Source organism: Acidimicrobiia bacterium, from assembly GCA_009694375.1.
In the GTDB taxonomy this organism is placed as follows: domain Bacteria; phylum Actinomycetota; class Acidimicrobiia; order Acidimicrobiales; family VFJN01; genus VFJN01.
The window spans coordinates 103,852-129,680 of record SHVB01000005.1 but is presented as its reverse complement, the minus strand read 5'-3'; the positions used below and the strand labels follow the sequence as shown (position 1 = coordinate 129,680).

Below are 25,829 nucleotides of genomic sequence, written 5' to 3'. Positions count from 1 at the left end.
GACATCAGAGGGGGACGTATGGCAAGCAGAACGTGGGGTTGGTTGTTGGTTGGTGCTCTCGTGGCGGCTGGCTGCAGTGAGTCGTCATCCACCGACGAGGCCGGCTCGCCCACCCCGTCGGGGGCCCAAACGTCCTTGCCGGCGGGAAAGACGGTGGTCGAGCGGTACCCCGGCGAGGACTGGTTCCTCGGGAACCTCCCCGACAAGCCCACCGCCGCTGACCCCCAGGCGGAACCCATTGTGATCGGCATGATCAACCAGGAGGACACCCCCCTCGGGTCGTACCCGGAGATTCGCCGGGCCGTGGAGGCGGGGGTCGAGTTTGTGAACACCGAGTTGGGCGGAGTGGACGGCCGCCCCCTCGAGTTGCACAGCTGCGTCACGAGTTTCAACCCCGAGCAATCCGCCGCCTGCGCCCAGGAGATGGAGAGCGCCGGAGTGGTGGCGCTCGTAGGCGGTATCGACGTGACCAGCAACGGATCGATTCCCGTACTGGAGCAAAACGGCATCGCCCAGGTGGGCGGGATTCCCGCCGGCCTGGTGGAGCAAAAGAGTGATGTCGCCTTCTTCATGTCGGGTGGGGTGACGGGCGCGATCGCCGCCTTTTTGGCCGACACCGCCGACAAGGGCGGGAAGCGAGCCGTGCTGGCCTACGGCGAGTTCGAGAGTTTTGCCGCCTCGGCCAACGACTACGGCAAGCCGGTGGCCAAGTCTCTGGGGATCGACCTGGAGACGATCTCGTTTCCCTTGACCTCCACCGACTTCCTCCCGTTGCTCAATCGGGCCGCCGCCACGAACCCCGACGCCGTCATCGTGGTGGCGGCCGGGGGTTCCTGCGCTCCGATCATGCAGACCTACAAGGACCTCGAGATCAAAGCCCAGCTCTACCTCGTGGGGGCGTGCGCCGACGCCGAGATCATCGAGGCCGCGGCGGGGGCCGAACAAGGGGTGATCTTCAACGCCGAAGGACCGCCGGCGGGGGAAGGACTGGTGGAAGCCGGGATCTTCAGCTCGGTGAATGAGCTCTACGCCAACAATGAAGGCGGAGGAGCGGGCACGGTTGGTCTGCGCTCATTTTTCAATCTCTACGGAGTGTTGAAAGGTCTCGACACGGACGGGATCAGCCGAAAGGCAATCCTGGATTCGATGCGATCGGCCAAGGATGTGCCGGGCTACTGGGGTCACCCCTACACCTGCGATGGCAAACAGGTGAAGGGTCTGCCCGCTCTCTGTGCCCCGCAGCAGTCGCTCATCAAAGTTGAGCCATCCGGCAACATCGTGACGCTCAACAAGGAGTGGTACGACACCGTCGAACTGTTCAAACAAGCCCTGTGACGGCACCGAAGATCCTGACCTAACGTGACCGATCACTTCACCTACTTGCTGCTGGGCATTGGCGGCGGATCGGTAATTGCGGCGCTCGCCATCGGCGTGGTGATCACCCATCGCGCCAGCAACGTCATCAACCTCGGCCACGCGGCCATTGGCATGTACGTGGCGTTCGCCTATTACGAACTCCGCCGAAGTGGTGAGTTGGTCCTGCCGATTTTGGGCCTGCCCGGCCGGGTACGTCTCGTGGATCAACCCACCGTGGCTACCGCTTTGATCATCAGCCTGTTGGTGGCGGCCGCGGTGGGGGCGGCGGTGTTCCTCTTGATTTTCCGGCCGCTTCGCTCGGCCCCTCCGCTGGCCCGCGTGGTCGCCAGTCTCGGTCTGATGGTGTATTTGATCGGGGTAGTGGATCTGCGCTTTGAGGGGCCCTCGGCTACCTCGCTGCGCCTAGTGGGTCCCCTTTCGCCCCGCTTGGTGGATGTTCTGGGCCTCCGCGTGCCCGCCGACCGCTATCTCATGGCCCTCGGCACCCTCGGGGTTATTGCCATCCTGTGGGCCGTGGACCGCTGGACTCGCTTCGGGTTGGCCACCCGGGCGGCGGCGGAGAACGAGCGGGGGGCCGTCCTGTTGGGTTTGTCGCCCACGACTATCGGGCTCGTCAATTGGATTCTGGCGGCGGTACTGGCCGGGCTGGCGTTGATCGCGGCCGCCCCCCTGGCCGGTTTGGACCCGGGCGGCACCAGCCTGCTCATCGTGCCGGCGCTCGGCGCCGCTCTCGTGGGGGCCTTTCGTTCGATCGTGGTGGCCGGGTTGGCGGGCCTGGCGATCGGCATGGCCCAATCGGAGATTCTCAACCTCCAAGCCAGCAGCGAGTGGCTCCCCGACGTGGGATTGCAGCAAGGGATTCCGTTCCTCATCGTCGTGGTGGCCCTCGTGCTCCTCGGCCGCCGACTACCCGACCGGGCCACGGTGGTGAGCACCCGGCTGCCGATGGCCCCGGAGCCACGTCGCACCATGGCGGTGACGGCGGTGGTGGTTGGTCTCGGAGTGGTGGGGCTCTTAGTGCTCGACAGCAGTTATCGCTCGGGGATCATCGTGTCGGCCATCGCCACCATCGTGGCACTGTCGGTGATCGTGCTCACCGGGTTGGTGGGACAAATCTCCCTGGCCACCTTCGCCTTGGCCGGAACAGCCGGCTTTTCCATGGTGCGAGTGGGGGCCTCGCTCGGCTGGGGCTTCCCGTTGGCACCGATGGTGGGGATCGCCGTGGCGGTGGGGGTGGGCCTCCTGGCGGGATTGCCAGCGGTACGAGTGCGCGGGTTGACGTTGGCGGTCACAACACTGGCGGCCTCGATCGCCATCGAACAACTCCTGTTCCGGTGGAGTTGGTTCACCGGGGCCGACGAAGGGGCTCGGGTGTCCGAGCCCAGTCTGTTCGGCATCAACCTGGGCATCTCCGCTCCCGGCGATGCTTACCCCCGGGTGGCCTTTGGCATTCTCACCCTGGTGGCCATGTTGGGGGCGATGGCCATGGTCGTGAACCTCCGTCAAGGCGCCACGGGCCGCCGTTGGCTGGCGGTGCGGGCGAACGAACGAGCCGCGGAGGCCGCTGGCATCCCCGTGGCCCAGGTGAAACTGGGCGCCACTGCGGTGGCCGCCGCGCTGGCTGGCCTGGCCGGGGTGCTACTGGCCTATGAGCAACAGGTGGTGTCGGGGTCGTCCTACGGTGCGCTGGCATCACTGGTAGCCGTGGCCATTGCCTACCTGGCCGGCATCGCTATTCCCGCCGCTGCCCTAGTGGCGGGGGTGCTGGCCAGTGGCGGATTGCTGACAGTGGTGTTGGATGTGATCAACGAGGGATCCTCGAAGTACCAGTTCGCCGTCAATGGCCTGTTGTTGATGGTCGTCGCCGTGCGCTTCCCGGCCGGTTTGGTAGGCGCGGCGAGGAAGCGGAAGTCATGAGCGGCACCGAGGAGCGCCCGCCGTTGACCCAGGAGGCCATCCTGGCCCGCTCTATCGAAATCGTTGACGCAACGGGGATTGATTCGCTCTCCTTGCGCTCTTTGGCCCGCGACCTGGGGGTGTCGGCTCCCGCCCTCTACGACCACATCGAGTCCAAAGACAGCTTGTTGCGACTGCTGGCCAGAGAGGGGTACGCCAACCTCACCGCTCGCTGGGCGGAGCTCGATAGCGAGGACATCCCGGCGTGGATTCGGGCCACGTCGCATTCCTACGTTGGCTTTGCGCTCGACCGCCCCGGGCTGTTTGCGGCGATGTTCCGCTATCGGCCCATCTTCGTCTCGGGGCCCGGTGCGTTGGAGGACACCGCCGCCACCGCCGTCTTCCAGCAATCGCTGGCGGTGATCGAACGAGGGGTTGACGCCGGCATCCTCGCTGGCGCCTCTCCGGTCCAATTGGCGCTGGGGCTCTGGGCGGCCATGCACGGCGCCGCCACCGTGTTGTCGATGAGCCCGGAGATGCGTCAAGCCGATTGGCTGGTGGACCTGATGATCGACGGGCTGCTGGCTGGTTGGAAGCTGGCTGGCGCAGACGAGGGAGCACCCGATTCGTGAGCGCAGGATCCCCGTCGACGCGCCTCGGGGCATCGACGTAGTGGGAGACCCCCACGCCCGCGGCGGTGTTCGGCCGGAACTGGGGTACCTGGTCGCGCTGGTAGGTCTCGCCGGGGTGGCCATTGCGCATCCGGTGCTCGGTGCTTTCGGGGACAGCCCGGAGACGTTTGTCTTTCGCGGTGCCGAAGGTTTGGATCTGGTGCTTTTCGGTCTGGCGGTGGTGTTCGTGCCACCGCTGGTCTTGTGGGGGCTCGGCCTGCTCGTCGCCCGGGTGTGGCCCACCGGTCGCCTCGTGGTGCAGGGTGCATCCATTGGGGCCCTCGTGGCACTCGCGGCGCTGTCGGCGTTGTCGGGGTGGCCTCGTCCCCTCGCCGTGGCCTCGGCGGGGGCACTCGCTGGCGCAGCGTGGTTACTGACCGTGCGATCTGGGCCCTTTCGGATGTGGAGTGAGTTCCTGGTGGTGCTCCCGCTCTTGGCGCTGGGGGTGTTCCTGTTTTCCTCGCCGGCGAGCGCCCTGCTCACCGGGACGGACTTCACGGCGGTAACCAACTCGGACGAGGTGGCCCCAGTGGTGCTGATCATTCTCGACGAACTCCCCACGGCCTCGATCATTGATGCCGATGGCACCATCGACGCGGAGCGGTTCCCCAACCTGGCGCGACTGGCTGGCGAAGGGACCTGGTACCGAAACCACACGACCCAGTCCGGTTTCACCGACTCGGCGGTGCCCACCATCTTCACGGGCCGGACTCCGAAGGGGATCGCACCGTTGTTTACCGAGAACCCCGACAACATCTTTCGGCTCCTAGCCGGTTCTCATGACCTGGTGGTATCGGAGGCCGTGACCCGCCTGTGTCCTACATCGGTGTGTGGGGCCAACCCGCGGGCACCGGTGGGGAGCGCCAACGAGCCAGACGATTCCGAAGCGAAACCAGTGCTGGCCCCTTTGTTCGGCGACGCGCTTGATCTGTGGCGAGGACGCCTCACCGGAACGCAAGCCACGGTGGACTTTGGTGAGTTCGAAGAACAGGTAGTGCCCGACACCACCGTGCCAGCCAGCGATGGGCGTTTTGACTCCGCTTCGGCGGTGTCACGCCCGGACCCAGCCCTGTTCGCGGTGGCCAATCAACCCGGGCGGCTCGGTGACTTCCTGGCCGCCCTGCAGCCGGGCGATCGGCCGCTGGCGGCGGTGGTGCACCTCGTATCGCCCCACTTCCCCTGGCACTATCTCCCCGATGGGCGCTCCTACGCCGAGCCGTCGACGAGCGCGAACCTGCTCATCAACGGCGGTGGCGAGCCTTGGGTGGTGGCGCTGGAGCGCCAACGGCACCTCCTGCAAGCCAGCTACAGCGATCGCCTGGTGGGCAAGATCCTGGACCGACTGGACCAGCTGGGCATCTATGACGATGCCGCCATCGCGGTGACCGCTGATCATGGGGTGGCGTTTCAAATTGGGCTGGAGAACCGGCGCCTCCCGGTGGTGGAGGCCTTGCCGGAGATCATGTGGACTCCACTCATTATCAAAGCACCGGGCCAGCGCTCGCCGCGCGTCGACGATGCCAACGTGCAGAACATCGATGTGCTGCCCACGCTCGCCGCTCTGATCGGGGCCACGATCCCCTGGCCGGTAGATGGGCTCGACGCGACGGGGGATGGCCCTTCTTCCCGGGGCAACGACAAGCCGTTCTTCCGGTTCGAATCGGCGGCCGACCCGAACGAGTCTTCGGCGATGGTGACCGACGCGGCCGTCGGGTTCAGCACCGTGTTAGGTCTGTCGTTTCCCCCCCTCGCTTCCGAGGGCGATCTCCTGAGTGGCCTGCACGCGTTCTTGGCCCGCCAGGATCTCATGGGCGAGGCCTATCGACCCACCACCGAACTACGCCGAGCCTCGGTGGCGGTGGACGATCTCGACCGCCTCGCTAACGGCAAGGAGTTGGTGCTCGCCCTCACCGGCACGGTGGAGGATCGCGGCTGGGGGGCGGAGTATGTGGTGGCCGCCCGCAACGGCCGCATCGTGGCCGTGTCGCCGGTGATCGAGCGAGTGGGTGGTGGACCGGGCTTTGCCATGCTGCTGCCGACGACTGGCGCCATGGATCTACGCGAGTTGCGCCTGGGTCTGGTGCGCGGGGAGCAGGTCGTGGACACCGGCCTCATCGCCGGTTGATCAGCCGTGTTGCCAGAATCGGTTGGCCAGGCTGCGGGTGCCGGCGAGAGCCGCGTCGTCGAGGTCGGCCATTTCCTCCGTGGTGAGAGACCATCCCAACCCGCCGGCATTCTCCCGGGCCTGTTCGGCGGTTTTTGCCCCCGGGATCGGTACCGCTCCCTTCTCGATGAGCCACCGCAGCGCCACCTGGCTGGGGGTCCGTTGGCGCTCGTCGCCGATCCGCCGCAGTAACGCCACCACAATGTCCACTTCGGTCATCGGGTGGGCCGAGAACCCGCGGGCACCCGGCGGCGGGTGGCTAGCGGAATACTTGCCGGTGAGACGGCCCTGACCAATCGGGGAGTAGGCCAGCAACACCACGCCCAAGCGTCCGCAGGCGGCTAAGAGCCCGCCGGTCTCCGGACCGCGTCGCAACAGTGAGTATTCGACCTGGTTGGATGCCAACGGCACCCCTCGCTTCGCCAGTTCCGCGTGGATCTTGGTCATCTCGGTAATCGAATAGTTGCTCACCCCTACCGCCGAGGTGAGCCCGGCAGCCTGTACCTCCGCGAGGGCCTCGGCCAACGCTGATTTCGACCGCAGACTGATCGGACCATGGATTTGGTAGAGATCCACGTGTTCCACCCCAAGCCGTTCGAGGGACGCCTCCAAGGCGGCCCGCATGGCGCCCTTGACCGCCAACTTCTGGGGGGAGGGCAGGAACTTGGTGGCCAACACCAAGGAACGGCGGCGGGCTGGTTCCTGCGCCAGCAGGCGGCCGATGATCCGTTCGCTCTCGCCGTCGCCGTAGACCTCGGCGGTATCGAAGAGGGTGAGGCCCGCGTCGATGGAGGCCTCCCATGCCTCGGCGATGGTGGCCTCGCTGAGGGACGTGTCGTAGCCCCCCATGCCCCACGTCTTACGGTCACCCCATGCCCAGGTGCCCACTCCGAGGGGGGCGAGGGGGGTGGCACAACCCGGCAGGATGACGGTGGTGGGTTGCATCTCTACCTTTCATGACGGGAGAACATGCCGGGTGAGGAGTTCAGATAGCGGGGAAGTGGCCTCAGTGAGCAGAGCGGCGGGCGTTGGCCCGCCAGATGGCCAATACCACCAGGGCCCCCAGGAAGGAACCGATGAAACCGCTGGGCCGAAGCTCGAGGCCATCGCCGTGCACAATGCTGGCGAACAGGCCGCCGACGAACGAGCCGGCGACGCCGGCAATCAAACTTTGACTGTTGGGCTTCGAGCCCATACCGAGGGCTAGCTGGGCCAGCCAGCCGATGATCATGCCGAATCCGAGTAGGCCGAAAATAAGAATAATCATGGCTCTCCGAGGTGCTGAGCCATACCTAGGGAGGCATGGGGGTAGACGCGGAGATGCTACTGCTCAGATGATCGGCCCATCGGTTTCGTGATGGCGGGGAAGGGCGAATCCAGGCGGCGTTCGCCCGGGGAGTCCTCGGCGCCTTCTTCGGGAAGGAAGCCACGTTGATCGAGTCGGTACAACAAGGCGAAGGCCGGCAGGATGAACACGACCGCCAGCCCCACCGCCACCAAGACCGCGATGACGGTGCCATCGGGAGCGATGGCCGCTTCCAGGGTGAGCGACTCGGGGAGGATGTAGTCCCATTGGGCCACTCCCCACCCCAGCAGAATGGACGCCACCGCCACGACCGCGGCAAGGCGGGCCCCGCGATGCGACTGACGGTGCAACAGCACCAACGCGGCCGTGCCGCACACGGCTGCGGTGATCACCAACGGCAACCCGCGCGTGGTCAACCCCCCAAAGAGGTACTTGGCGTCTTCTCGGAGGACGAAGACGCCTATGAGCGATAGCACCCCCATGGCTGTCGCCGACCCCGCCGCTCGGCGGCGGAAGTATTCCACCATCGGGGCCTCATCGAGTCGGCCGGCATCCCAGACCAGGAACGTGGCCGCCAGGAAGGCTCCGGTGCCCACCGCGAGCACCCCGCCGAGGATGGAGGTTGGGTTGATCCAACTGCCGATTGGATCACCGGCCCGGCCACCGTCAGGGACCCGGCCCGAAGCGATCGCCCCGGCTACCGCCCCGAGGCAATAGGGGACGAGCACGGATGACGTGGCGAATAATGCCCCGAACACCCGGCGGTCCCGAGTGCGAAATACGGCGTGGCGGAAGGCGAAGCCAGAGCCCCGCAGGACGATGCCCACCGCGGCCAGGGTCAGGGGAACGAACAGGGTGAGGGTGATGGAGGCGTAGGCCTCGGGAAAACATGTCCAGAGCACCACGAAGCAGAAGATCAGCCACACATGGTTGGCCTCCCACACCGGGCCGATGGAGTGGTCGATGATCCGACGGGGTCGGTCGCCGCGTTCGGTACCGCCCGCCATGAGATCCCAAAATCCGGCGCCGAAATCGGCGCCCCCGAACACGGCGTAGGCGATCACGGTGGTGAACAGGATGATCGCAGCGATCGTGCTCATGGATCCGATTGACCACCGTCGGAAGGGCCGTAGGGCACCGGCTGGTTGTGATGGTCTTCCCGTTTGAAGCGAATGCTCATAGTGCGCAACACATAGATCGTGGTGGCCGCCAACGCCGCGTACAAGACCACGATGCCGATAAAGGTGATCCAGACACCGGTGTTGGCCGTGGCGGCGTCGTCCACCCGCTGGAGGTTGTAGACGATCCAGGGCTGACGGCCCACCTCGGTCACCACCCATCCGGCTTCCATCGCGATCAGCGCCAGTACGCCACTGGCCGAGGCCATGAGCAGGAACAGGCGGCTTTGGGGCATGTCGCGCCGGAAGAGCCAGGCCGCGCCGTACCAAAGGGCAAGGAGCAGGAGCAGCATCCCGATGCCCACCATGACATCCCACGACCAGTGCACGATGTTGACCTGGGAAGTAGTGGGACGGTCTCCGGCCGGCACCGTGTCGAGGCCTTGGATCACCGTGGCTGTGCCCGTCGACGGGTTCGCCATGAACGAGGTCATGCCGGGGATGGGGATGCCACCGGACACGGTGCCGTCGTCTTGGAGACGACCGAAGAGGGTTTCGGGCACGTCACTGGCGGTCTCCGGCACCAGTGCGATGGCGGCGAACTTCACGGGCTGGTTCTCCTGGACCCATTCAGCGAGGCGATCGCCTACCCCGATTTGGATCGGCACCGCGATGGCCGCCACGGTGAAGGGGATGAGGAATCCAAGGCGGTGGTACCGATCTCGGCGACCTCGCGCCATGCCCACCGCGTAGACCGAAGCGATCATGAATCCGCCCACGACGTAGGCCGCCACCACCATGTGGGCGGCCATCAAGGGCATGGCATCATTGAAGATGACCCCCCAGGGATCGACCTCGATGATTTGGCCGGCCTTATCGAGGGTGAACCCAGATGGATCGTTCATCCACGCATTGGAGGCAATCACCGCGGCACTGCCGCCGATGCCGCAGATGACGATGGGGACCCCGGAAAAGAAGTGTGGCCATGGTTTCATCCGTCGCCACCCGAAGATGTAGATGGACACGAAGATGGCCTCGGCGAAGAAGAAGAGGCCTTCGAAGGCGAAGGGGATACCGAAGGCTTCGCCCCACTGTCCCATGAAGCGCGGCCAGAGCAGACCGAACTCGAAGGAGAGCACGGTGCCGGTGACCGCACCCACGGCGAAAGTGATGGCCAGGTACTTGGACCACCGCTGGGCCAAGACGAGGGCATCGGCGTCGCCATGGCGAACCCCGCGATAGTTGGCGATCAGCATGATCAAGGCCCACGACACCCCGAGCGGCACGAGGATGATGTGGGCCGCCAGCGTGAAAGCCATTTGCGCTCGGGCCCACGGCACCGGGTCGACGGCCAGGATGCTGGCGAGCGATGAGCGCATCTAGAACTCTCCCGGCGAGCGCACAACCATGTTCCTAGCAGACCACGATGTTGGGGCCGACGGACTGCGCCGCCCCCGGCAGGGCGGGCCATCACCACGGTGCGGCGCTATTGCGGAGCAGTAGCGGTGACCGGCTCGGGATGGCTGAGCGCATCTTGGGCAATGCCCTTGAGCAGGCCCGGGAACACGAGACCGTGGAAGGGCGCCACGGCGTACCAATAGACGCGGCCCCACAATCCACGGGGGCGAAAGCGGGCCGTCTGAACGATCAGCGAGCCGTCGGTGACTGGATCTATCGTCCACTCGAGCCAGGCCACTCCGGGGAGGCGCATCTCTGCGTGGAGCACCAAGCGGTGGTCGACTTCGAGGTCTTCGACTCGCCAGAAGTCCACCGGTTCGCCCACCGCGAGGTGGTCGGGGTGGCGGCGGCCGCGACGGAGGCCCGGGCCACCGGCGATTTGATCGGCTAGCCCGCGCGCTCGCCAGAGCATTTCGCCCCGGTACCAGCCACGGTCGCCGCCCACTCGACACACTGCTTGCCAGGTGCGGTGCGGATCAGCGGCCACCACCAGGGTGCGAACATCGGTGACTTCGGTGCCGCCGGTCCAGCCCGGATCAGTGGCCGCCGATTGCCACACCGGCGAGGAGGCATCATCAAACTTGGTGGGGACGTCGCCGATGGCGGTGCGACCAATTGCGTTGTGGATCGACTCGGCCAGGGGTATCCGCTCGAAGGGGAACAACGTCTCCGCCCGATGGTCAGTGACGATCACCGAGTTCACGAGGGAGTCCACTAGGGGTCGGGCGAGTTGGGCAGGAACCGGCGTGACGAGACCGACCCACAGCGAGGACAGACGAGGGGTGAGTACGGGTACCGGTAAGAGTCGGCGCTTCTTGAGCCCAGCCTGTTCGGCGTAGATCGCCATCATCCTGGCGTAGGACACCACATCAGGGCCGCCGATTTCCAGGATTCCCGCCAGGGGCGCGGGTTCTTCGATCACCGCCGCCAGATAGCGCAGAACGTCTCGAATCGAGATGGGCTGGCACAGCGTGTCCACCCACTTGGGCGTGACCATCACCGGCAGGACTTCCGTTAGGTAACGGAGCATTTCGAAACTGGCCGACCCGGAGCCGATGACCACGGCGGCCCGTAACTCGACGGTCTCGATAGGTCCGTTGGCTAACGTCGCGCCCACATCGTGGCGGCTCTGCAGATGGATGCTCAGTTCGCTGTGGTCGTCGCCCAGGCCGCCGAGATAGACGATCCGTCCGACGCCCGCCCGCTCCGCCGCGGTGCGGAAGTTCTCGGCGATGGCTCGTTCCCGGGCCACCCAGTCGCTGCCCTCACCGATGCTGTGGACGAGGAAGACGGCCACATCGATCTGGTCCATGGCGGCGGTGAGATCATCGGCGAGGTCGGCCCGCACGACCTCGACGCCGGCCCGCCACGGCGCGGGATCGAGTTTGCGCGGATCGCGGGCGACACAACGAATGTGGTGATGGTGGGTAAGAAGTTCGGTGACCAGACGTCCGCCGATGTAGCCCGATGCACCGGTAACGAGCACCCGAACGGGCGTGGGAAGGGAAGTTCCCTCCGGGGGAGGGGCGCTGGCGCTGGGAGACTTCACGGTACCAATCCGAACGGGTTGAGGCGATCGCGGGCTCGGCAGGATCACTGGACCACCGAACGTCACGAATCCTTCCATAGGGACCGACCCGGCCCTGCTTCGGGCCCGATCGCACGAGCACTCGCTTGCCCTCCACTGGCCCCGTCCACCCCTACGAGCTGGTCGGGCGGCGCGTTCGGCGGCGGCGGGCACCGGGGGATGACCCCGCCGGGGGAGCGCTTAGAACTGAACGCCCAGGAACCAGATGGCGAAAGCCACCAGCGCCACGCCAAAGAGCTGGCGGGCGCGCACCGGTGGAATTCGATCGCTCAACTGGCTGCCCACAAGGGAGCCGGGGAGCATCCCCAGGGCAAAGACGAGCGCCACCATCCAGTCGATGTGGCCGAGGTTCCAGTGGACGAGGAGGATCGGTATCGACAGCGCCCCGGCGGCCACGATGCTCGTGCCCGCCGCCCTCGCCGCGGTGAGGCCCAGCAGCACGATGCACAGAGGCACCAGCAAAAATCCGCCGCTGTTGGCGAGCAACCCACTGAGGAGGCCAACGGCGAAGGCGGGGATCAGGATGATCAGGGGCTGGTCCCGACGGGCGGCGGCCCGATCAACGTGGCCGGTCGGGTCGGGCAGCAGCACGCGTGCCCCCACCACCAGGAGCAACACCCCCGATGCGATCAGCAGGGCGCTCCCGCTCACGTAACGCGAACCCACCGCGCCCACCACCGCCCCCGGCACGCCGCCGGCGATGACCAGGCCGGCGACCCGATGGTCGAGGTTGCCTTGGCGGAGTTGGCGACGGGCCGAGACGATCGAGGCGGGCAGCAGCGCCGGCAACGGTGTGGCGATGGCCAAGATGCCGGGCACCCCCACCAGGGCGAGCATCGGGGTGGCAAAGGCCGAGCCTCCCGCTCCGAACAGTCCGAACACCCCTCCGGCGGCCACGCCCGCGAGGAGGATCAGGAAGTGAGGCACCCCTCTATCCAACGCTAGCGAAAGGTAGAAGTCAAAGACATGTTTTGACTTATCTCTATAAGATATTCCTATGGATCTCCGTCGCCTCCGTTTGTTCCTCGCCGTCGTGGACGAAGGCAGTTTCACCGCCGCCGCCGATACCGTGGCGGTAGCCCAGCCGGCGGTGTCCTTGGCGGTGCGTGAACTCGAAACGGAACTGGGGGCACCCCTGTTGGTGCGCTCCCGGCACGGGACCCGCCTCACCCCGGCAGGAGAGGCGCTCGTGGGGCCCGCCCGGCAAGCGCTGCGCAACATCGACCACGCCACCGCCGCAGTAGCGGCGGTAACCGGTCTCGTCGCGGGGCGCCTGGATCTCGCCTCCTTACCTACGCTGGCGGCGGATCCCATGGCGGAGTTGGTGGGACGGTTCCGCAGGGCCCACCCGGCGGTCACCGTCCGGCTCGGGGCACCCCTCACCCTGGCCGACCTGGCCGAGGATGTGCGGTCCGGGGCGGCCGAACTCGGGATTACCGAGGCCGGTCCTGCCAACCGCTTGCTCGAGGAGATCCCCTTGCACCACCAGGAACTAGTGGCGGTGTCGCCGCCGGGAGGGTCGAAGCGCGCCCTTCGTCTCGACCGGCTCGGCGGGGTGCCCTTGGTGCTCACCCCCACCGGCACGTCGCTGCGCGACACGGTGGAGACGGCCCTGGACGCCGCCGGGGTAACCGCCGAGGTGGCCGTAGAGACGGCTCAGCGCGATGCCCTCATTCCGCTCGTGCTCGCCGGAGCCGGCACCACCTTCCTGCCCACCACCCTGGCCCGGGCGGCCCGCCAACTAGGGGCCACTGTGCAGCCCACTGTCCCGCGTCTGCGGCGCTCCCTCGTGGTGGTCCACCGGACCGGGCCGCTCGGCCCCGCCGCCGAGCGCTTCTTGCCCCTCGCGCTCCCGGCGGGCTAGCCCCGGCCGGGTTCAGCCGAAGAGCAACAGGCTGGAGGTTTGACTCCCGGTGGCGAGCAACTCGCCCTCGGGAGACCACACCCGCAGACCTCCGTGGCCGTAGCCCCCGGAGGCGAAGGATGGAGCCAGATCAAGGAGGACCCACTCAGCGGTGGCGGCCCCGGAGAAGCGCATCGTGTTGTCGATGCTGCTGCCCGCACCGGAGCGTCCGGCGGCGCGGGTGATCGACAGCGGCACCATGTCGGCGAGATAGGCCATAACCGCGGGGGTAGCCACCGATCCGGGCACCCGGGTCCACAACCGGAGATGGGGGTGCGAACCTTCAGCGCGGGCGAGCGGCTCGGCCGAGCGCATCTCAATGTTGCGATGCGCCTTGGCGGCGACGGGCCGCAGGGCGGGCGGCAGTGGAAGCTCAAAGGGCGGGGCCTCCGAGGGGGTGAGAACCGAGGGAAACGGAATGAACGCCGACTCGATCCGATCGGCCTTGTGGTGGGCCGTCGCCCCCAGCGCACAAAAGATCTCCCGGCCCTCCACGAGCGCTCGAACCCGCACCTGTGCCGCGCTCTTGCCGTCGGCGAGTACCTCGGTGGTGCATTCGAAGCGGTCCCCGATCGAGGTGGCACCCGAAATGAACTGCACGGTGGTCCACAGCGCCGGACGCGCCGTGGTCACCTCCGCCAGGGCCACTGCCACGGCGATCGCCGTGCCGCCGAACAGTTTTCCGTCGAAGCGGGCCAGGGGTTGGGTGAGCACGAAACTGGCGCGACCGGGCCCGACGTGCTCCAAACCGAGCAAGGCGTGATCAGAACGGCGGTCCTGGCCGTCGATGGTGAGGTCGGACCAAGTCTCAGACATAGGCCAGGACGGTAGCGAGGGGGCCGACGCCAGGTCGCATCGGCCTTCGCCACGGACCGGTGGAAAGTGCGTACGGTGCGGGGATGTCGATCGTCATCTCCGCCGCCTTTCCTCCCGGGCTCCACACGCCCGACCTCATCGCCCTCGCCGAGAACCTTGGCTATGAGAGGGCATGGGTCTACGACTCCCCGGCGCTCTATCACGACGTGTGGATCACCCTCGCCCGGGCCGCCGAACGGACTGAGCGCATTGGCCTCGGCCCCGGCGTTTTGGTGCCGAGCCTGCGTCACCCGATGGTGAACGCGGCGGCCATCGCCACCCTGTGCGACCTCGCCCCCGGACGCGTGGCGGTGGGCATCGGGGCGGGGTTCACCGGGCGGCATGTGCTCGGCCAGAAGCCCATGCGCTGGGCCGACGTGCGGGCCCACGTGATGGCCATCAAGGGGTTGCTGCGAGGCGAGGAGGTGGAGTGGGAGGGCCGTCCCATCAGAATGGTTCACCCCTCCGGGTTTGGCGCCCCGCGACCGATCGAGGTGCCCATCCTCATCGGTGCCGACGGACCGAAAGGGAACGCCGTGGCCGAAGAACTCGGCGATGGCACGATGGCGGCAGGGGCACCCAATGCCAATGCCACCGGGGAATGGCGAGCATTACTGACGTTCGGAACGGTGCTGGAAGACGGCGAGACCCCCAGGAGCGCGCGGGTGATCGAAGCCGCCGGGCCGGGGGTGGCGGTGGTGCTGCACGGCATGTACGAGCGAGGCGGGCCAGAGGTGGTCGACCGGTTCCCCGGCGGGGCGGAATGGCGCGCCGGCCTCGAGGAAATCGACGCACGCCACCGCCACCTCGCCACCCACGAGGGCCACCTGGTGGAACTCACCGATCGAGACCGCGCCGGGCTTACCGGAGGGCTGAGCGAACTCATCGGAGCCTTCACCCTCACGGCACCAGCCGCCGAAGTTACCGAGCGCCTGGCCGCCTACGCAGCCCAGGGCATCACCGAAGTGGCCTATCAGCCCTGCGGTCCGGATCCGCAACGCGAGTTGACCGCCTTCGCTACCGCCGCCGGTCTCTAGGGCATACTCCCCCCATGACCACCCAGGCTGTCACTGAACTCATCGGGGTGTACCACGCCAACGGTTCGTGGCGGGGCGAGTTGGCCTACGTCGTGAAGAAAGCCGCCGGGCGCGGCCACTGTTCGCTCTGCGACATCACCCACGGCCCCCTGCGGAGGCGGTCCTCGTTCGATGCGGCGTGCACGACACTCGGGATGAACTTCACCCTGCTCCACCGTGACGAGCGTCCGCCCGATGTGCTGGCCATCACCGGTGACGCCACCCCCATGGTGCTGGGCCGAACCGCCACGGGCCTGCTCGTGCTGTTGCGGGCAGAGCAACTGAACCAATGCCGCGCCGATCCCGATGCCCTCGTGGAAGCGCTCCAGCAGCGTCTCGCCGCCCTCGGCCTCCGCCTCGCCCCTGAAACGGACCCGCCGCCGGCGGCTCTCGAACCGCTAGATCTCGCCTAGATCCAGCGAGAGTCCGTTGGCGCCGTAGACGCTCAGCGGATCGGCCCGCACGGCGGCGTCGAGTTTATGGGCATCGTCCCCCACCAGAATGCGCCAGGTCCCGGACCTCACCCCGTTGAGGATCACGGTGGTTGCCTCTGCCGCAGTCATCGGTGCGTGGTCTCGGAACATGTCGCCGAAACCCGCCGCCAGGGCCCGTAGCGTGTCGTCGTCCATCCCGGCGGTGGAAACACCGCGACGCTCCATGCCTACTTTGATGTCGCTGATGACCGGCTCACGATCCCCGAACACGCGCTGACTGTTATTCACGATGTCGGTACCGATGTAGCCAGGCATCACCACCGAAACCTGCACATGGGGTGCGTTCAACCGGAAGTCTTCCAGCAGCGCCTCCGAGAAGCCCTTGACGGCAAACTTGGCCGAACTGTAGGCGGTGTGGGGAATGCCCGGTCCCAACGAGGCCCAGAACCCATTCACGCTGCTCGTGTTGATCAAATGGCCCTCGTCGGACGCAACCAGGAGCGGAACGAACGCCCGGCAGCCGTTGTAGACCCCGCCCCAGCAAATGGCAAAGGTGCGATCCCACTCGGCCCGATCCCCAGCCACAAAACTCCCGCCACCGCCCACCCCCGCGTTGTTGAACACGAGGTTGACGTGATCGGTGTGGTGCTGTTCCACCACCTCATCCCGGAAGGCGAACATCTGCGCTTCGTCGGCCACGTCGCACCGATGCATCGTGAGTCGCGTGCCCGGGAGCGCATCCTTCTCGGCCAGCCGAAGGGTCTCCTCCAGCGTGTCGAGATGCACATCGCAGGTGGCCACGTGACAACCCTCGGCGGCCAACTGCCGCACGAGTTCGCGTCCCATCCCGGTGCCCCCGCCGGTGACGACGGCCAACTTCTTTTCGAACGACTTCATGGGCCTTGCCTCCTAGTGGGCTCAGTCGGGAGCGGTGATCTCCAGCAACTTGGCCTGCATGGCGGCGGCGGCCGCCGGATCGCCCCCGCTGTTCTGCATGGCCATCAACTTCGTCATGTCGCCTTCGACCTTGATCTGGCCCCCCATAAAGGCCTGCATGGCCGCCGTTTGGTTCCCTTCCACGAACATCTGACGGGCCAGGGTGTAGGCCAAGGTGATCTTGGTGGGCGCCTCGATGAGACCCGCCCCGAAGGATCCGTCGGAAACATGGAGTTCGCGATCGCCGGCGGGGCCACCGGTGACCACCATGTTGATCTTGGCATCGGCCGGAAACCCGCCCTCGCCGTCGCTCTCTTCGGCCAATTTCTGAACTTCGGCGAGCCACTCATCGGACAGGAACTGGTGGGCCATTAGATTCTCCCGGGTCAAGTGGGGAACGGACGTTCCGCGGCAACATGCGACGGTAGCGCGTACGGCGCCCCCCCGGTTCCGACCACTCACCCAGTGGCCTTGCGCTCCCCGCGACATATAGCAAAATTGATATGTATGTTCGTTGATGTAGACGCGTCGCCGTCGGCGCTCCTCAAACTCCTCGGGGAGCCGATCCGCTGGAGCATCGTGCAGCGTCTGGCCCGCGAGGAATTGTGCGTGGGCCACCTCGGGACGATCTCGCCCTCGCCCAGCCCTTGGTGAGTCACCACCTTCGCGCCCTACGCCAAGCGGGCGTGGTGCGCACCGAACGGTGCGGTGCCTTCACCTACTACGTGCTCGACCGCGCCGTACTGACCAAGGTGGCCAGCGCCCCGGGGCAACTGGGTAGCGCTCCCCAATCCCCGTCGCGACGGCCATGCTGGCGAGCACCTCGGTGTCCACAACGGCCATGCGAGCACGCTAAGTGGACCGTCTGGCGCGCTCTTGAACGGGAGGTGAACGATCGCGGGACGGTGAACCAACGATGCCAACCCGCCTGCGGCGCGCTCCCCTCGATCAGACGACCTGGCCGATCGGGCGCCTCGCGATGGCGTCTACCCCTCAGCCGATGGCGATGGGCAAGCGGCGGGGCCCCCGCACCTGACCGCCGGACCAGCGCACCGCCTCGGCGTCGGCCAAGGTAAAGGTGGGGAAGGCATCCAGCCAGGCCTCGAGGGCGACCCGCAGCTCCATCCGAGCCAGGTGCGAGCCGGCACAGCGGTGGATGCCCAGCCCGAAGGCGCTGTGGCGGTTCACCTCCCGATCGATGACGACCTGAGCGGCGTCGGCCAGGAACTCAGGGTCGCGGTTGGCCGCCGGGAACGGGAGCAGCACCCAATCCTCTGCCTTCATGGGGCAGCCATTGAAGTCGATGTCTTCCGTGACCAATCGCGCCATCGTCACCGGGGCGTAGGCCCGCAGCAGTTCCTCCACCGCCGTGGGAACCAACTCGGGCTCCGCCACCAAGCGGTCGCGATCGCCGGGCGTGGACGCGAGATGAAACAGTGACGCACCGATGGCACTCCAGGTGGTGTCGATCCCCGCCAAAAGCAAGAGCGCGATAGTGCGACCCACATGCTCGAACCCCAGCCGCTCCCCATCGATCTCCGCGTTGAGCAGAAAACTGGTGAGGTCGTCGCGGGGATGGGCCGTGTGGTCCTCGATCTGCGCGCGGAGATAATCATAGAGGGCCACCATGGAATCCATCCGCGCCTCAGGGGGAAGGTCCACGCCCTCGATGACTTCCACCACAAACTCCCGGAAACGGTCGTCATCGCCGAGAGGGAACCCGAGCATGGTGGCGATCACCCGCACGGGGATGTTCTGGGCGTAGTCGGTGGCGGCGTCAACGACCTCCCGGCCCCGCATGGCGTCGATGAGTTCGTCACAGTAGGCCCGGGTGGACGCCTCGAGTTTCCCCACCGCCTGAGGCGAAAAGGCGGGCAACAACACGCGGCGGGCACCCCCATGGAACGGGGGGTCCGACGAGATGGGCGGCGCGATCCCCATCGGGGCGGCCTCGAGGGGCGGACGTACCGCCGACATCAGAATGCTGCGGGAGGAAAAGTGATCGGTGTCGTAGGCGATGGCCGACACATCGGCGTGCCGGGTGGGTAGCCAAGCCCCGCCGTAGCGTTCCGTGCGGGCGATCGGGCAGGCCGACGAGCGAATCTCGTCCCAGATCAGGAACGGGTTGGCGGCGTACCTCTCGTCGGTGTGATCGAAGTCGACGGCCCAATCCTCTACCGGCGGGTGATCGGTGGTCATCTCAGGTGTTCGCGTCGATCGCGATGGCATGCTCCGGGCAGTTGGCGACCGCCCGGCGCGCCCGATCTTCTTCGGCGGCGGGCACGATGCCGTCACCGAGGACGGAGGCGTTACCGATCTCGTCGGGCTCGAACAACGCCGGCGCCAGTGCGTAGCAGCGGCCGTGGCCCTGGCAGGAGGCTTCGTCAATCTTCACTCGCATCGAGATCACGCTCCTCAACCAAGGGTGCACATCATCCGGACATTTGAGCCTACGCTCGCCGGGGAGGAGATCCGATGAGCATCGACGTGTTTATTCTCGGCGGCTATCAAACCGACTTTGCCCGCAACTACGCCAAAGAGGGCCTGGAAATCAGCGACCTCGTGGCTGATGCCGTGGCCGGCACCCTCGCCGATGCCCAGGTTGCGCCGTCCACGATCGAAACGATCCACGTGGGCAACGCCTTCGGACAACTCTTCAACGGACAGGGCCATCTCGGGGCCATGCCCGCCACGGTTGCCCCCGACCTCTGGGGTATCCCCGCCGCCCGCCACGAAGCCGCCTGTGCCTCGGGCGGCATTGCCGTGCTGGCGGCGATGGCGGAAATCGAGGCCGGCCGCTACGACTGCGCGCTGGTGCTCGGCGCCGAGCAGGAACGCAACGTGCCCGGCGACCAAGCGGCTGGGCACCTCGGGGCAGCCGCCTGGGTGGGCCACGAGGGCACCGAGGCCAAGTTCATGTGGCCGCACATGTTCAACCTGCTCGCCGATGAGTACGACCATCGCTACGGGATCGACGACCGGCACCTCGCCGCCATCGCCGAGCTCAACTTCCGCAACGCCAAGGACAACCCCAACGCGCAGACGCGGGCGTGGTCGCACACGCCCGAGAGCTTTACCGCCGATGAAGACCTCAACCCAGTGATCGACGGCCGCATCCGCCGCACCGATTGCAGCCAGGTCACCGACGGCGGCGCCGGCGTGGTGTTGGCGGGGCGTCGCACCGCGGAGGCGTGGGCCGTCACCCAAGGTCGCGACCTCGACGACGTTCCCCGGCTCCTCGGTTGGGGCCACCGGACCGTGGGTTTGCCCTATGCGGAGAAGGTACGGCGCTCGGCGAACCACCCCTACGTCCTCCCGCATGTGCGCCGGGCCATCACCGACGCGTTCGGGCGCGCCGGGGTGGCCGACGTGTCGGGGATCGATGCCATCGAGACCCATGACTGCTTCACCCCCTCGGAGTACGCCGCCATCGACCACTTCGGCATCACCCCACCCGGACAAAGTTGGCAGGCCATCGAAGACGGCACCCTCGAACGCGACGGGGCCACCCCGATGAACCCATCGGGCGGGCTGATCGGCGGCGGCCACCCCGTGGGCACCACCGGTGTGCGCATGGTGGTCGATGCGGCCCGCCAGACCAGCGGGAGGGCGGGAGCCACCCAGGTTGACGGCGCTCGACGGGTGGCCACCCTCAACATCGGTGGGTCCACCACCACCACGGTGACCTTCGTCGTGGGAGTAGGGGCCTAACGGTGGCCTCGATCCTGCGGAACACCGTTGCGTCCACCCTGCCGGCCGACGACCAGCACCCGTATCGGAGCGGGGCGTGGCGGCCGAACGTGCGGGAGTGGGACGCGGATGACCTCGAAGTGGAAGGGGAGCTCCCGGCCGATCTCTCCGGGGTGTACCTCCGCAACACCGAGAACCCGGTGCATCCCGCCATCGGGGCGTACCACCCCTTCGACGGCGACGGCATGCTCCATCAGATCGCCTTTCACGACGGGGCGGCCAGCTACCGCAACCGCTTCGTGCGCACCGACGGGTTCCTCGCCGAGCAGGAGGCGGCCGAGTCGCTCTGGACCGGCATGCTCGACACCCCGGAGCACTCCAAGCGGGAAGACGGTTGGGGCGCCCGGGGCCGCATGAAGGACGCCTCCAGCACCGACGTCGTGGTGCACAACGGCCAGGCCCTCACCAGCTTCTGGCAGTGCGGCGACCTCTATGCCCTCGATCCGCGCACGCTCGAGCAGCACGGCAAGGCCACCTGGGCGAGCAGCTTCCCGTCACCCACCGGGATCTCCGCCCATCCCAAGGTGGACGAGCGCACCGGCGAACTGCTCGTGTTCGGCTACGGCAAGGAGCACCCCTACCTGCACCTCGGGATCGTGAACGCGAAGGGCGCACTGGAACGATCCATCGATGTAGAGCTCCCCGGCCCGCGCCTCCCGCACGACATGGCCTTCACCGAGCACTACGCCATCCTCAACGACCTGCCTCTCTTCTGGGACCCGGAACTGCTGGCGGGCGGGATCCATCTCCCGCGCTTCTTCCCCGACGTGCCCAGCCGCTTCGCTCTCGTGCGGCGCGACGGCACCGGCCCCGTGCGCTGGTTCGAGGCCGACCCCACCTACGTCCTCCACTGGATCAACGCCTACGAAGACGGCGACGAAGTGGTGCTCGACGGCTTCTTCCAGCACGACCCCTCCCCGCGCAAGCGCGGGGCCGTCGATCCCCACCTGGCGTCGGTGTACCGCTACCTCGACATCCACCAACTCCAAACTCGTCCTCATCGGTGGCGGTTCAACCTCGTCACCGGCGAAACCCGCGAGGAGTCATTGTCGGATCAGATCATGGAGTTCGGAATGATCAACGCACAGCGCGCTGGTCGGCCATACCGCTACACCTACAGCGTCACCGGCGAGCCGGGTTGGTTCCTGTTCAACGGCCTCGTGAAGCACGACCTGCACACCGGTGCCGAGCAGTCCTACGCCTTTGGCGATGGCGTGTTCGGCAGCGAAACCCCCTTCGCTCCCCGCCCCGGCGGCACCGCCGAGGACGATGGTTACCTCGTGACCTTCACCACCGATGTGGGCCGTGATCTCAGCGAGTGCCTCGTGTTCGACGCCGCCGACATCACGACCGGCCCCATCGCCCGTGTGCGCCTCCCCGAGCGCATCAGCTCCGGGACCCACTCCTGCTGGACACCCGAGTCCTCCCTGCCGCCCGACTGACTACCGATCCGCTCGACCAACCGAGTGCCGGTACAACCGCGCTCAGAACCGGCCTGAGGGTGGGAGCAAGGGCACGTCGAGGGCGTCGTACAATCCCGGCTCGGCCGCTCGCAGGAACGGGATGGCATTCACCAGTCGTCCCACCGCCGTGGCGTTGCCACCCGCCGCCCGGTTGCCGCCCTCGTCGGTGGCCTCGACTGTCACTTCAATGTGAGGTTGGCCCTCGATGATGATCCGGTGGGCACCGTCGCCGCCGTCGGGCGGCATCGGCCAGTCGGTGGCGCAGGTCGGGCTGATGCGCGTGACGTGCTCGATGATGATCACCGGCCGACCTCCCACGATGCCCTGCACCTCAAAGCGCAGAGCCCCTTGGGTACCCGCCTCGAAATCGCCCATCACATTGGTGACCATGTGCTCGAGCGGTCGACGTTCGAGGGTCTCGCGGATCTCGTCGAGTTCCATGCCGAGAGCGCGGGCCATGAGCCGCACTTGCCCGCCCCACACCATGGTGGGGATGGTGGGGGCCACCATGGGCGGTTGGTAATCCATTGGCTGGCCCATGCCCACGAGGTAACGCACCGAATTCGGCTGGTCGTAGGAGGAATAATCGAAGATCTCCTGGCAGCGGATCTGGGTGATAGTGGACCCAAGGCCAGCCACGAACAGGGGGAGGATGTCGTTGCCCCAGCCCGGGTCGATGCCCGACACGAACAAGGCCGAACCTCCTTGCTCAGCGGCCTCGATCACCGGATCGCGCACCTCGCTGGGTGCCGAGCGCGGGTCGTAGAGCGCATAGATCGCGGGGGTGACCACCACGGCCCCGGCCCGCAGGGCGCAGGCGACATCGGCCAGCGCGTCGTCGGGCCGGACGTCGCCCGACGCGGCGTAGACCACCGCCCTCGGACCCGCCTCCAGTACCGCCGTTGCGTCGTCGGTCGCCACCACCCCCAGGACCTCATCCATCCCGGCCAGTTCCCCCGCGTCGCGGCCAACCTTCTCGGGGTTGTGCACCACTACCGCGCTGAGCCGAAGTCCCGGGTGAGCCACCACGGCACGAATAGCCGCCCGCCCCACGTTGCCGGTCCCCCATACCACCGTATCGATCATCTATTCGTCCCCTGCTGCCACAAGATCAGTACATCTTTCCACGCCCGGGGGCATACACTCCTTCCGGTGACCACCCTGAACGACTTCACCGCCTCATCTCTCACTGGACAGGAAGTCAACCTCTCCGACTATCGGGGCAAGGCCGTGTTGGTGGTAAACACGGCCTCCACCTGCGGCCTCACCCCGCAGTACGCCGGCCTCGAAAAACTGTACGAGCAGTACGAGGAACAGGGCCTGGTGGTGCTCGGCTTCCCGTGCAACCAGTTCGCTCGTCAAGAAGCCGGCGATGCCGAGGAGATCAAGGAGTTCTGCCAGATCAACTACGGCGTGACGTTCCCCATGTTCGCCAAGATCGAGGTGAACGGATCTGGCACCCACCCCCTGTTCCAGTGGCTGCGCCAGGCCAAGAGCGGCGTGTTCGGTAACCGCATCAAATGGAACTTCACCAAATTTCTCATCGGCCGTGATGGCCATGTGATCAAGCGTTACGCCCCCAACACCCCGCCGGAAAAAATCAAAGACGACATCGAAGCGGCCCTCAAGACGGGGTGAGGCGAAACACCCTCAGCGAGCGGCCCGAACGATCCTCGTACCGGTCATAGATTGGCCACACGTCACGCAGCCTGGCCCACGCCTCCTCCCGTTCATCATCGGTGAGCAAGCGGGCCACCACCGCCACGGAGGTTCCATGACGGGTCACCCGCGCCACGGGATTGGCCAGGAGGTTGGCCGTCCAGGCCGGGTGATGCTCTTTGCCGAAGTTGCTGCCCACCACCAGCCAGGTGCCCCCGGGTTCGCTGGCACAGGCAAGGGGGGCGTCGCGCCCTTCCCCGCTGCGCCGCCCAGTGGTCCTGAGCACCAACGAGTCCACGAACAACTGGCTTGTGAGTATCCGGCCGCCCGTAACTTTGTGCACCGCCCGGTCGAGAGGCGGGAAGATCCGAGGGCCGATCCGAGCAAACGCGGCGCTGCTGGCGATCGGGTGCACCACCCGACGCGCCAGCCATGCCTGCCACCAACGCCAGCGTGACGGCCGGGCGGGCGGTGACCCGGCCGGCGCCAACCGGCCGGCATGGTGCGGCGCCAGATATCCCTCCGCCGCCAACCAGCGCAAGGCCTCCTCGACGGAATCGCGTACCGAAACCCGAGTGAGGTCGAGCAGGGTCTCGGTGTCCGAGTCGTCGGTGGGAACCATCGACACCATGATCTCAGCGCCGTCTCGCGTGAGGGGATAGCGGGAGCAGCCGATGCGATGTGCCACATCGAACAGCGCCCCCAACCCCATCATCAGCCAGTCGGGCACCACCACCCGCCGGCACGCCACGCCCGTGAGTTCGTCGCACAGATCGGCCAAGTCGGTCCAGGTAAGGAAGTCGCCACCGAGCATCAACCGGCGCGGTCCCTGCCCGACCACCACCATCCGGGCCAACGCCTCCGCCAGGTCCTCCACGTGGATCAGAGCCACCCCACTGCGGGGCATCGGCCACACCGCACTCAGGGCTCCCGCGAGGCCCTCCATCATTGAGTCGTGGGTGGGTTGGTGCGAACCCACCACGCCCCCGGGGTACACCGTGGTTACCGGGGCTCCCTCCTCCTGCAATCCCCGGGCGAAACGCTCCACCGACAATTTCGCACGCCCGTAGGCGGTGCGGGGCGAGGCCAGCGCGCTATCGGCGGTGATGACCGACCCGTCCGGCGGGATGAAGACGGCCACCGAAGACACATGGATCACCGGGTCCAGGCCCCGCTCCGCGGCGCCTCCCAGCACCACCTCGCCACCCACCACGTTTTGGGCCGAGCCGTCGGCCCGAGTGCCGGTGACCGCCACGGCCGCCGCCGCATGGATCACGGCGTCGGCGCCGTCGAGCAGACGCGCCACCGCCTGGGCGTCCACCATGTCGCCCTCGATGAGTTCGAGGCGGGTCATGTCCACCCCCAGCGCCCCCAGCACCCTGGCGGCCTTAGCCGGGTTGCGCACCAGGAGTCGAGGGCGATGACCGTGCGCCAGCAGACGCACCACGGTATGTGATCCCACAAAGCCAGTGGCTCCGGTGATGGCCACGGTCATTCCAGTCCGGTCATCCTCAGCCAAAAGACACCCCGTCGAACCGGTCGATCACGGCGAAGTCGCTCACGGGGCGGCGAGTGAGTTTGGTGGCCCGCCTCACCGGATGCCCGAGGAACACCATCGACGCCAGCGCCCAGGTGTCCGGAAGGCGCATTAGCGGGGCGGCCGCCGGTTCGGCCCGGGCCAAGAAGGTGGTCATCACCCCGCCGAGGTTGCGATCACGAGCCGCCAGCAGAATCGAGTGCACGAACGGGTACACCGATGCGCCCCCGGTGAGCGGCACCCGCGCCAGGTCCTTGTCCATCATGGCGATCTGCCCAAGATCGGCGGCCACCACCAACACAACGGGCACCGATTCGATGGCGTCGAGCAGCGGGTTGGGCTGCGGACCGAGCGGCTCGATCTCCGGCGGCGGCCCCACCACCGAGAACGGCGTGGCCCCGGTGATTCCCTCCGCCAGATATTCCGACCACACCGGGCCACACAGGTCCGCCAGCGCCCGCCGCAGCGACGGTTCCTTGATCACCGCCACCCGCCAGGGCTGGCGATTTCCGCCGCTGGGGGCAAACCGCGCCACCTCCAGCAGGGCCGCCACCTCCTCATCGGACACCGGCTCGTCGGTGAACTCACGGACGGAGGGATTGCTGCACAGCGCCTCGGCCAGGTCCATACCCCAAGCG

25 protein-coding genes are annotated in these 25,829 nt (G+C 67.0%); 11 read left to right on the top strand and 14 right to left on the bottom strand.

Going from position 1 to position 25,829, the window contains the following annotated elements; genetic code table 11:
• The first annotated feature begins 18 nt into the window (after window positions 1–18).
• From EXQ71_05355 to EXQ71_05340, 4 genes are read left to right on the top strand one after another with little or no spacing between them, the layout of a single operon-like run.
• Complete coding sequence (locus EXQ71_05355) at window positions 19–1,335, top strand: hypothetical protein (protein ID MSO86929.1); 1,317 nt, start codon at window positions 19–21, stop codon at window positions 1,333–1,335.
• 24 nt (window positions 1,336–1,359) lie between these two features.
• The gene (locus EXQ71_05350; GenBank protein MSO86928.1) at window positions 1,360–3,294 is read left to right on the top strand and encodes an ABC transporter permease; all 1,935 of its coding nucleotides are present in this window, start codon (window positions 1,360–1,362) and stop codon (window positions 3,292–3,294) included.
• Window positions 3,291–3,905, top strand: coding sequence for a TetR/AcrR family transcriptional regulator (locus tag EXQ71_05345; protein MSO86927.1), 615 nt, complete (start codon window positions 3,291–3,293; stop codon window positions 3,903–3,905). The genes EXQ71_05350 and EXQ71_05345 overlap by 4 nt, the downstream gene beginning before the upstream one ends.
• A gap of 40 nt (window positions 3,906–3,945) precedes the next feature.
• Window positions 3,946–6,069, top strand: coding sequence for a hypothetical protein (locus EXQ71_05340; protein MSO86926.1), 2,124 nt, complete (start codon window positions 3,946–3,948; stop codon window positions 6,067–6,069).
• On the opposite strand, the gene EXQ71_05335 is transcribed toward EXQ71_05340, so the two are convergent.
• The 6 genes from EXQ71_05335 to EXQ71_05310 form a co-directional block, all read right to left on the bottom strand.
• Entirely contained in the window at window positions 6,070–7,053 is a 984-nt protein-coding gene (locus tag EXQ71_05335) for an aldo/keto reductase (GenBank protein ID MSO86925.1), read from the bottom strand. It lies immediately after the preceding gene.
• A 61-nt stretch (window positions 7,054–7,114) separates the two neighbouring features.
• Window positions 7,115–7,369 carry a GlsB/YeaQ/YmgE family stress response membrane protein gene (locus tag EXQ71_05330; protein ID MSO86924.1) on the bottom strand — a complete coding sequence of 85 codons (255 nt, stop codon included), beginning with the start codon at window positions 7,367–7,369 and terminating at the stop codon, window positions 7,115–7,117.
• A 62-nt stretch (window positions 7,370–7,431) separates the two neighbouring features.
• On the bottom strand, window positions 7,432–8,514 hold the full coding sequence (locus tag EXQ71_05325) for a cytochrome d ubiquinol oxidase subunit II (protein ID MSO86923.1): 1,083 nt from the start codon (window positions 8,512–8,514) through the stop codon (window positions 7,432–7,434).
• A complete protein-coding gene (locus tag EXQ71_05320) occupies window positions 8,511–9,911 on the bottom strand; it encodes a cytochrome ubiquinol oxidase subunit I (protein MSO86922.1) in 1,401 nt (466 codons plus the stop codon). The genes EXQ71_05325 and EXQ71_05320 overlap by 4 nt, the downstream gene beginning before the upstream one ends.
• 107 nt (window positions 9,912–10,018) lie before the next feature.
• Entirely contained in the window at window positions 10,019–11,617 is a 1,599-nt protein-coding gene (locus EXQ71_05315) for an SDR family oxidoreductase (GenBank protein MSO86921.1), read from the bottom strand.
• Window positions 11,618–11,758: 141 nt separating this feature from the next.
• On the bottom strand, window positions 11,759–12,631 hold the full coding sequence (locus tag EXQ71_05310; protein MSO86920.1) for a sulfite exporter TauE/SafE family protein: 873 nt from the start codon (window positions 12,629–12,631) through the stop codon (window positions 11,759–11,761).
• On the opposite strand from EXQ71_05310, the gene EXQ71_05305 reads away from it, so the two are divergent.
• Complete coding sequence (locus EXQ71_05305) at window positions 12,576–13,442, top strand: LysR family transcriptional regulator (GenBank protein MSO86919.1); 867 nt, start codon at window positions 12,576–12,578, stop codon at window positions 13,440–13,442. The genes EXQ71_05310 and EXQ71_05305 overlap by 56 nt on opposite strands.
• A gap of 12 nt (window positions 13,443–13,454) precedes the next feature.
• Here the strand turns inward: EXQ71_05305 and EXQ71_05300 are convergent, their stop codons facing one another.
• On the bottom strand, window positions 13,455–14,297 hold the full coding sequence (locus EXQ71_05300; protein ID MSO86918.1) for a thioesterase family protein: 843 nt from the start codon (window positions 14,295–14,297) through the stop codon (window positions 13,455–13,457).
• 83 nt (window positions 14,298–14,380) lie between these two features.
• Between EXQ71_05300 and EXQ71_05295 the strand changes: the two genes are divergently transcribed.
• Window positions 14,381–15,373, top strand: coding sequence for an LLM class flavin-dependent oxidoreductase (locus EXQ71_05295; protein MSO86917.1), 993 nt, complete (start codon window positions 14,381–14,383; stop codon window positions 15,371–15,373).
• A 14-nt stretch (window positions 15,374–15,387) separates the two neighbouring features.
• On the top strand, window positions 15,388–15,825 hold the full coding sequence (locus tag EXQ71_05290; protein MSO86916.1) for a hypothetical protein: 438 nt from the start codon (window positions 15,388–15,390) through the stop codon (window positions 15,823–15,825).
• On the opposite strand, the gene EXQ71_05285 is transcribed toward EXQ71_05290, so the two are convergent.
• Entirely contained in the window at window positions 15,811–16,743 is a 933-nt protein-coding gene (locus EXQ71_05285; protein MSO86915.1) for an SDR family NAD(P)-dependent oxidoreductase, read from the bottom strand. The genes EXQ71_05290 and EXQ71_05285 overlap by 15 nt on opposite strands.
• Window positions 16,744–16,764: 21 nt before the next feature.
• Window positions 16,765–17,154 (bottom strand): SCP-2 sterol transfer family protein, encoded by a 390-nt coding sequence (locus tag EXQ71_05280; GenBank protein ID MSO86914.1) that lies wholly within the window; start codon window positions 17,152–17,154, stop codon window positions 16,765–16,767.
• Window positions 17,155–17,351: 197 nt separating this feature from the next.
• Between EXQ71_05280 and EXQ71_05275 the strand changes: the two genes are divergently transcribed.
• A complete protein-coding gene (locus EXQ71_05275; protein MSO86913.1) occupies window positions 17,352–17,858 on the top strand; it encodes a transcriptional regulator in 507 nt (168 codons plus the stop codon).
• Here the strand turns inward: EXQ71_05275 and EXQ71_05270 are convergent.
• Window positions 17,776–19,011, bottom strand: a complete 1,236-nt coding sequence (locus EXQ71_05270) for a cytochrome P450 (protein MSO86912.1) — start codon at window positions 19,009–19,011, stop codon at window positions 17,776–17,778. The two genes, EXQ71_05275 and EXQ71_05270, sit on opposite strands and share 83 nt — an antisense overlap.
• The gene (locus EXQ71_05265; GenBank protein MSO86911.1) at window positions 18,983–19,183 is read right to left on the bottom strand and encodes a ferredoxin; all 201 of its coding nucleotides are present in this window, start codon (window positions 19,181–19,183) and stop codon (window positions 18,983–18,985) included. The genes EXQ71_05270 and EXQ71_05265 overlap by 29 nt, the downstream gene beginning before the upstream one ends.
• Before the next feature lie 74 nt (window positions 19,184–19,257).
• Between EXQ71_05265 and EXQ71_05260 the strand changes: the two genes are divergently transcribed.
• Window positions 19,258–20,493: a thiolase domain-containing protein gene (locus EXQ71_05260; GenBank protein ID MSO86910.1), complete on the top strand. Its 1,236-nt coding sequence runs from the start codon at window positions 19,258–19,260 to the stop codon at window positions 20,491–20,493.
• Window positions 20,494–20,495: 2 nt separating this feature from the next.
• A complete protein-coding gene (locus EXQ71_05255; GenBank protein MSO86909.1) occupies window positions 20,496–21,974 on the top strand; it encodes an apocarotenoid-15,15'-oxygenase in 1,479 nt (492 codons plus the stop codon).
• A 42-nt stretch (window positions 21,975–22,016) separates the two neighbouring features.
• Here the strand turns inward: EXQ71_05255 and EXQ71_05250 are convergent, their stop codons facing one another.
• Window positions 22,017–23,081 (bottom strand): dihydrodipicolinate reductase, encoded by a 1,065-nt coding sequence (locus EXQ71_05250; GenBank protein ID MSO86908.1) that lies wholly within the window; start codon window positions 23,079–23,081, stop codon window positions 22,017–22,019.
• Window positions 23,082–23,147: 66 nt separating this feature from the next.
• On the opposite strand from EXQ71_05250, the gene EXQ71_05245 reads away from it, so the two are divergent.
• Complete coding sequence (locus EXQ71_05245; protein ID MSO86907.1) at window positions 23,148–23,633, top strand: glutathione peroxidase; 486 nt, start codon at window positions 23,148–23,150, stop codon at window positions 23,631–23,633.
• Here EXQ71_05245 and EXQ71_05240 read toward each other — a convergent pair.
• Together EXQ71_05240 and EXQ71_05235 are read right to left on the bottom strand one after the other, a co-directional pair.
• Window positions 23,620–25,149 carry a nitroreductase family deazaflavin-dependent oxidoreductase gene (locus EXQ71_05240; GenBank protein ID MSO86906.1) on the bottom strand — a complete coding sequence of 510 codons (1,530 nt, stop codon included), beginning with the start codon at window positions 25,147–25,149 and terminating at the stop codon, window positions 23,620–23,622. The two genes, EXQ71_05245 and EXQ71_05240, sit on opposite strands and share 14 nt — an antisense overlap.
• A 16-nt stretch (window positions 25,150–25,165) precedes the next feature.
• Window positions 25,166–25,819: a nitroreductase family protein gene (locus EXQ71_05235; GenBank protein ID MSO86905.1), complete on the bottom strand. Its 654-nt coding sequence runs from the start codon at window positions 25,817–25,819 to the stop codon at window positions 25,166–25,168.
• Between the last annotated feature and the right edge of the window lie 10 nt (window positions 25,820–25,829).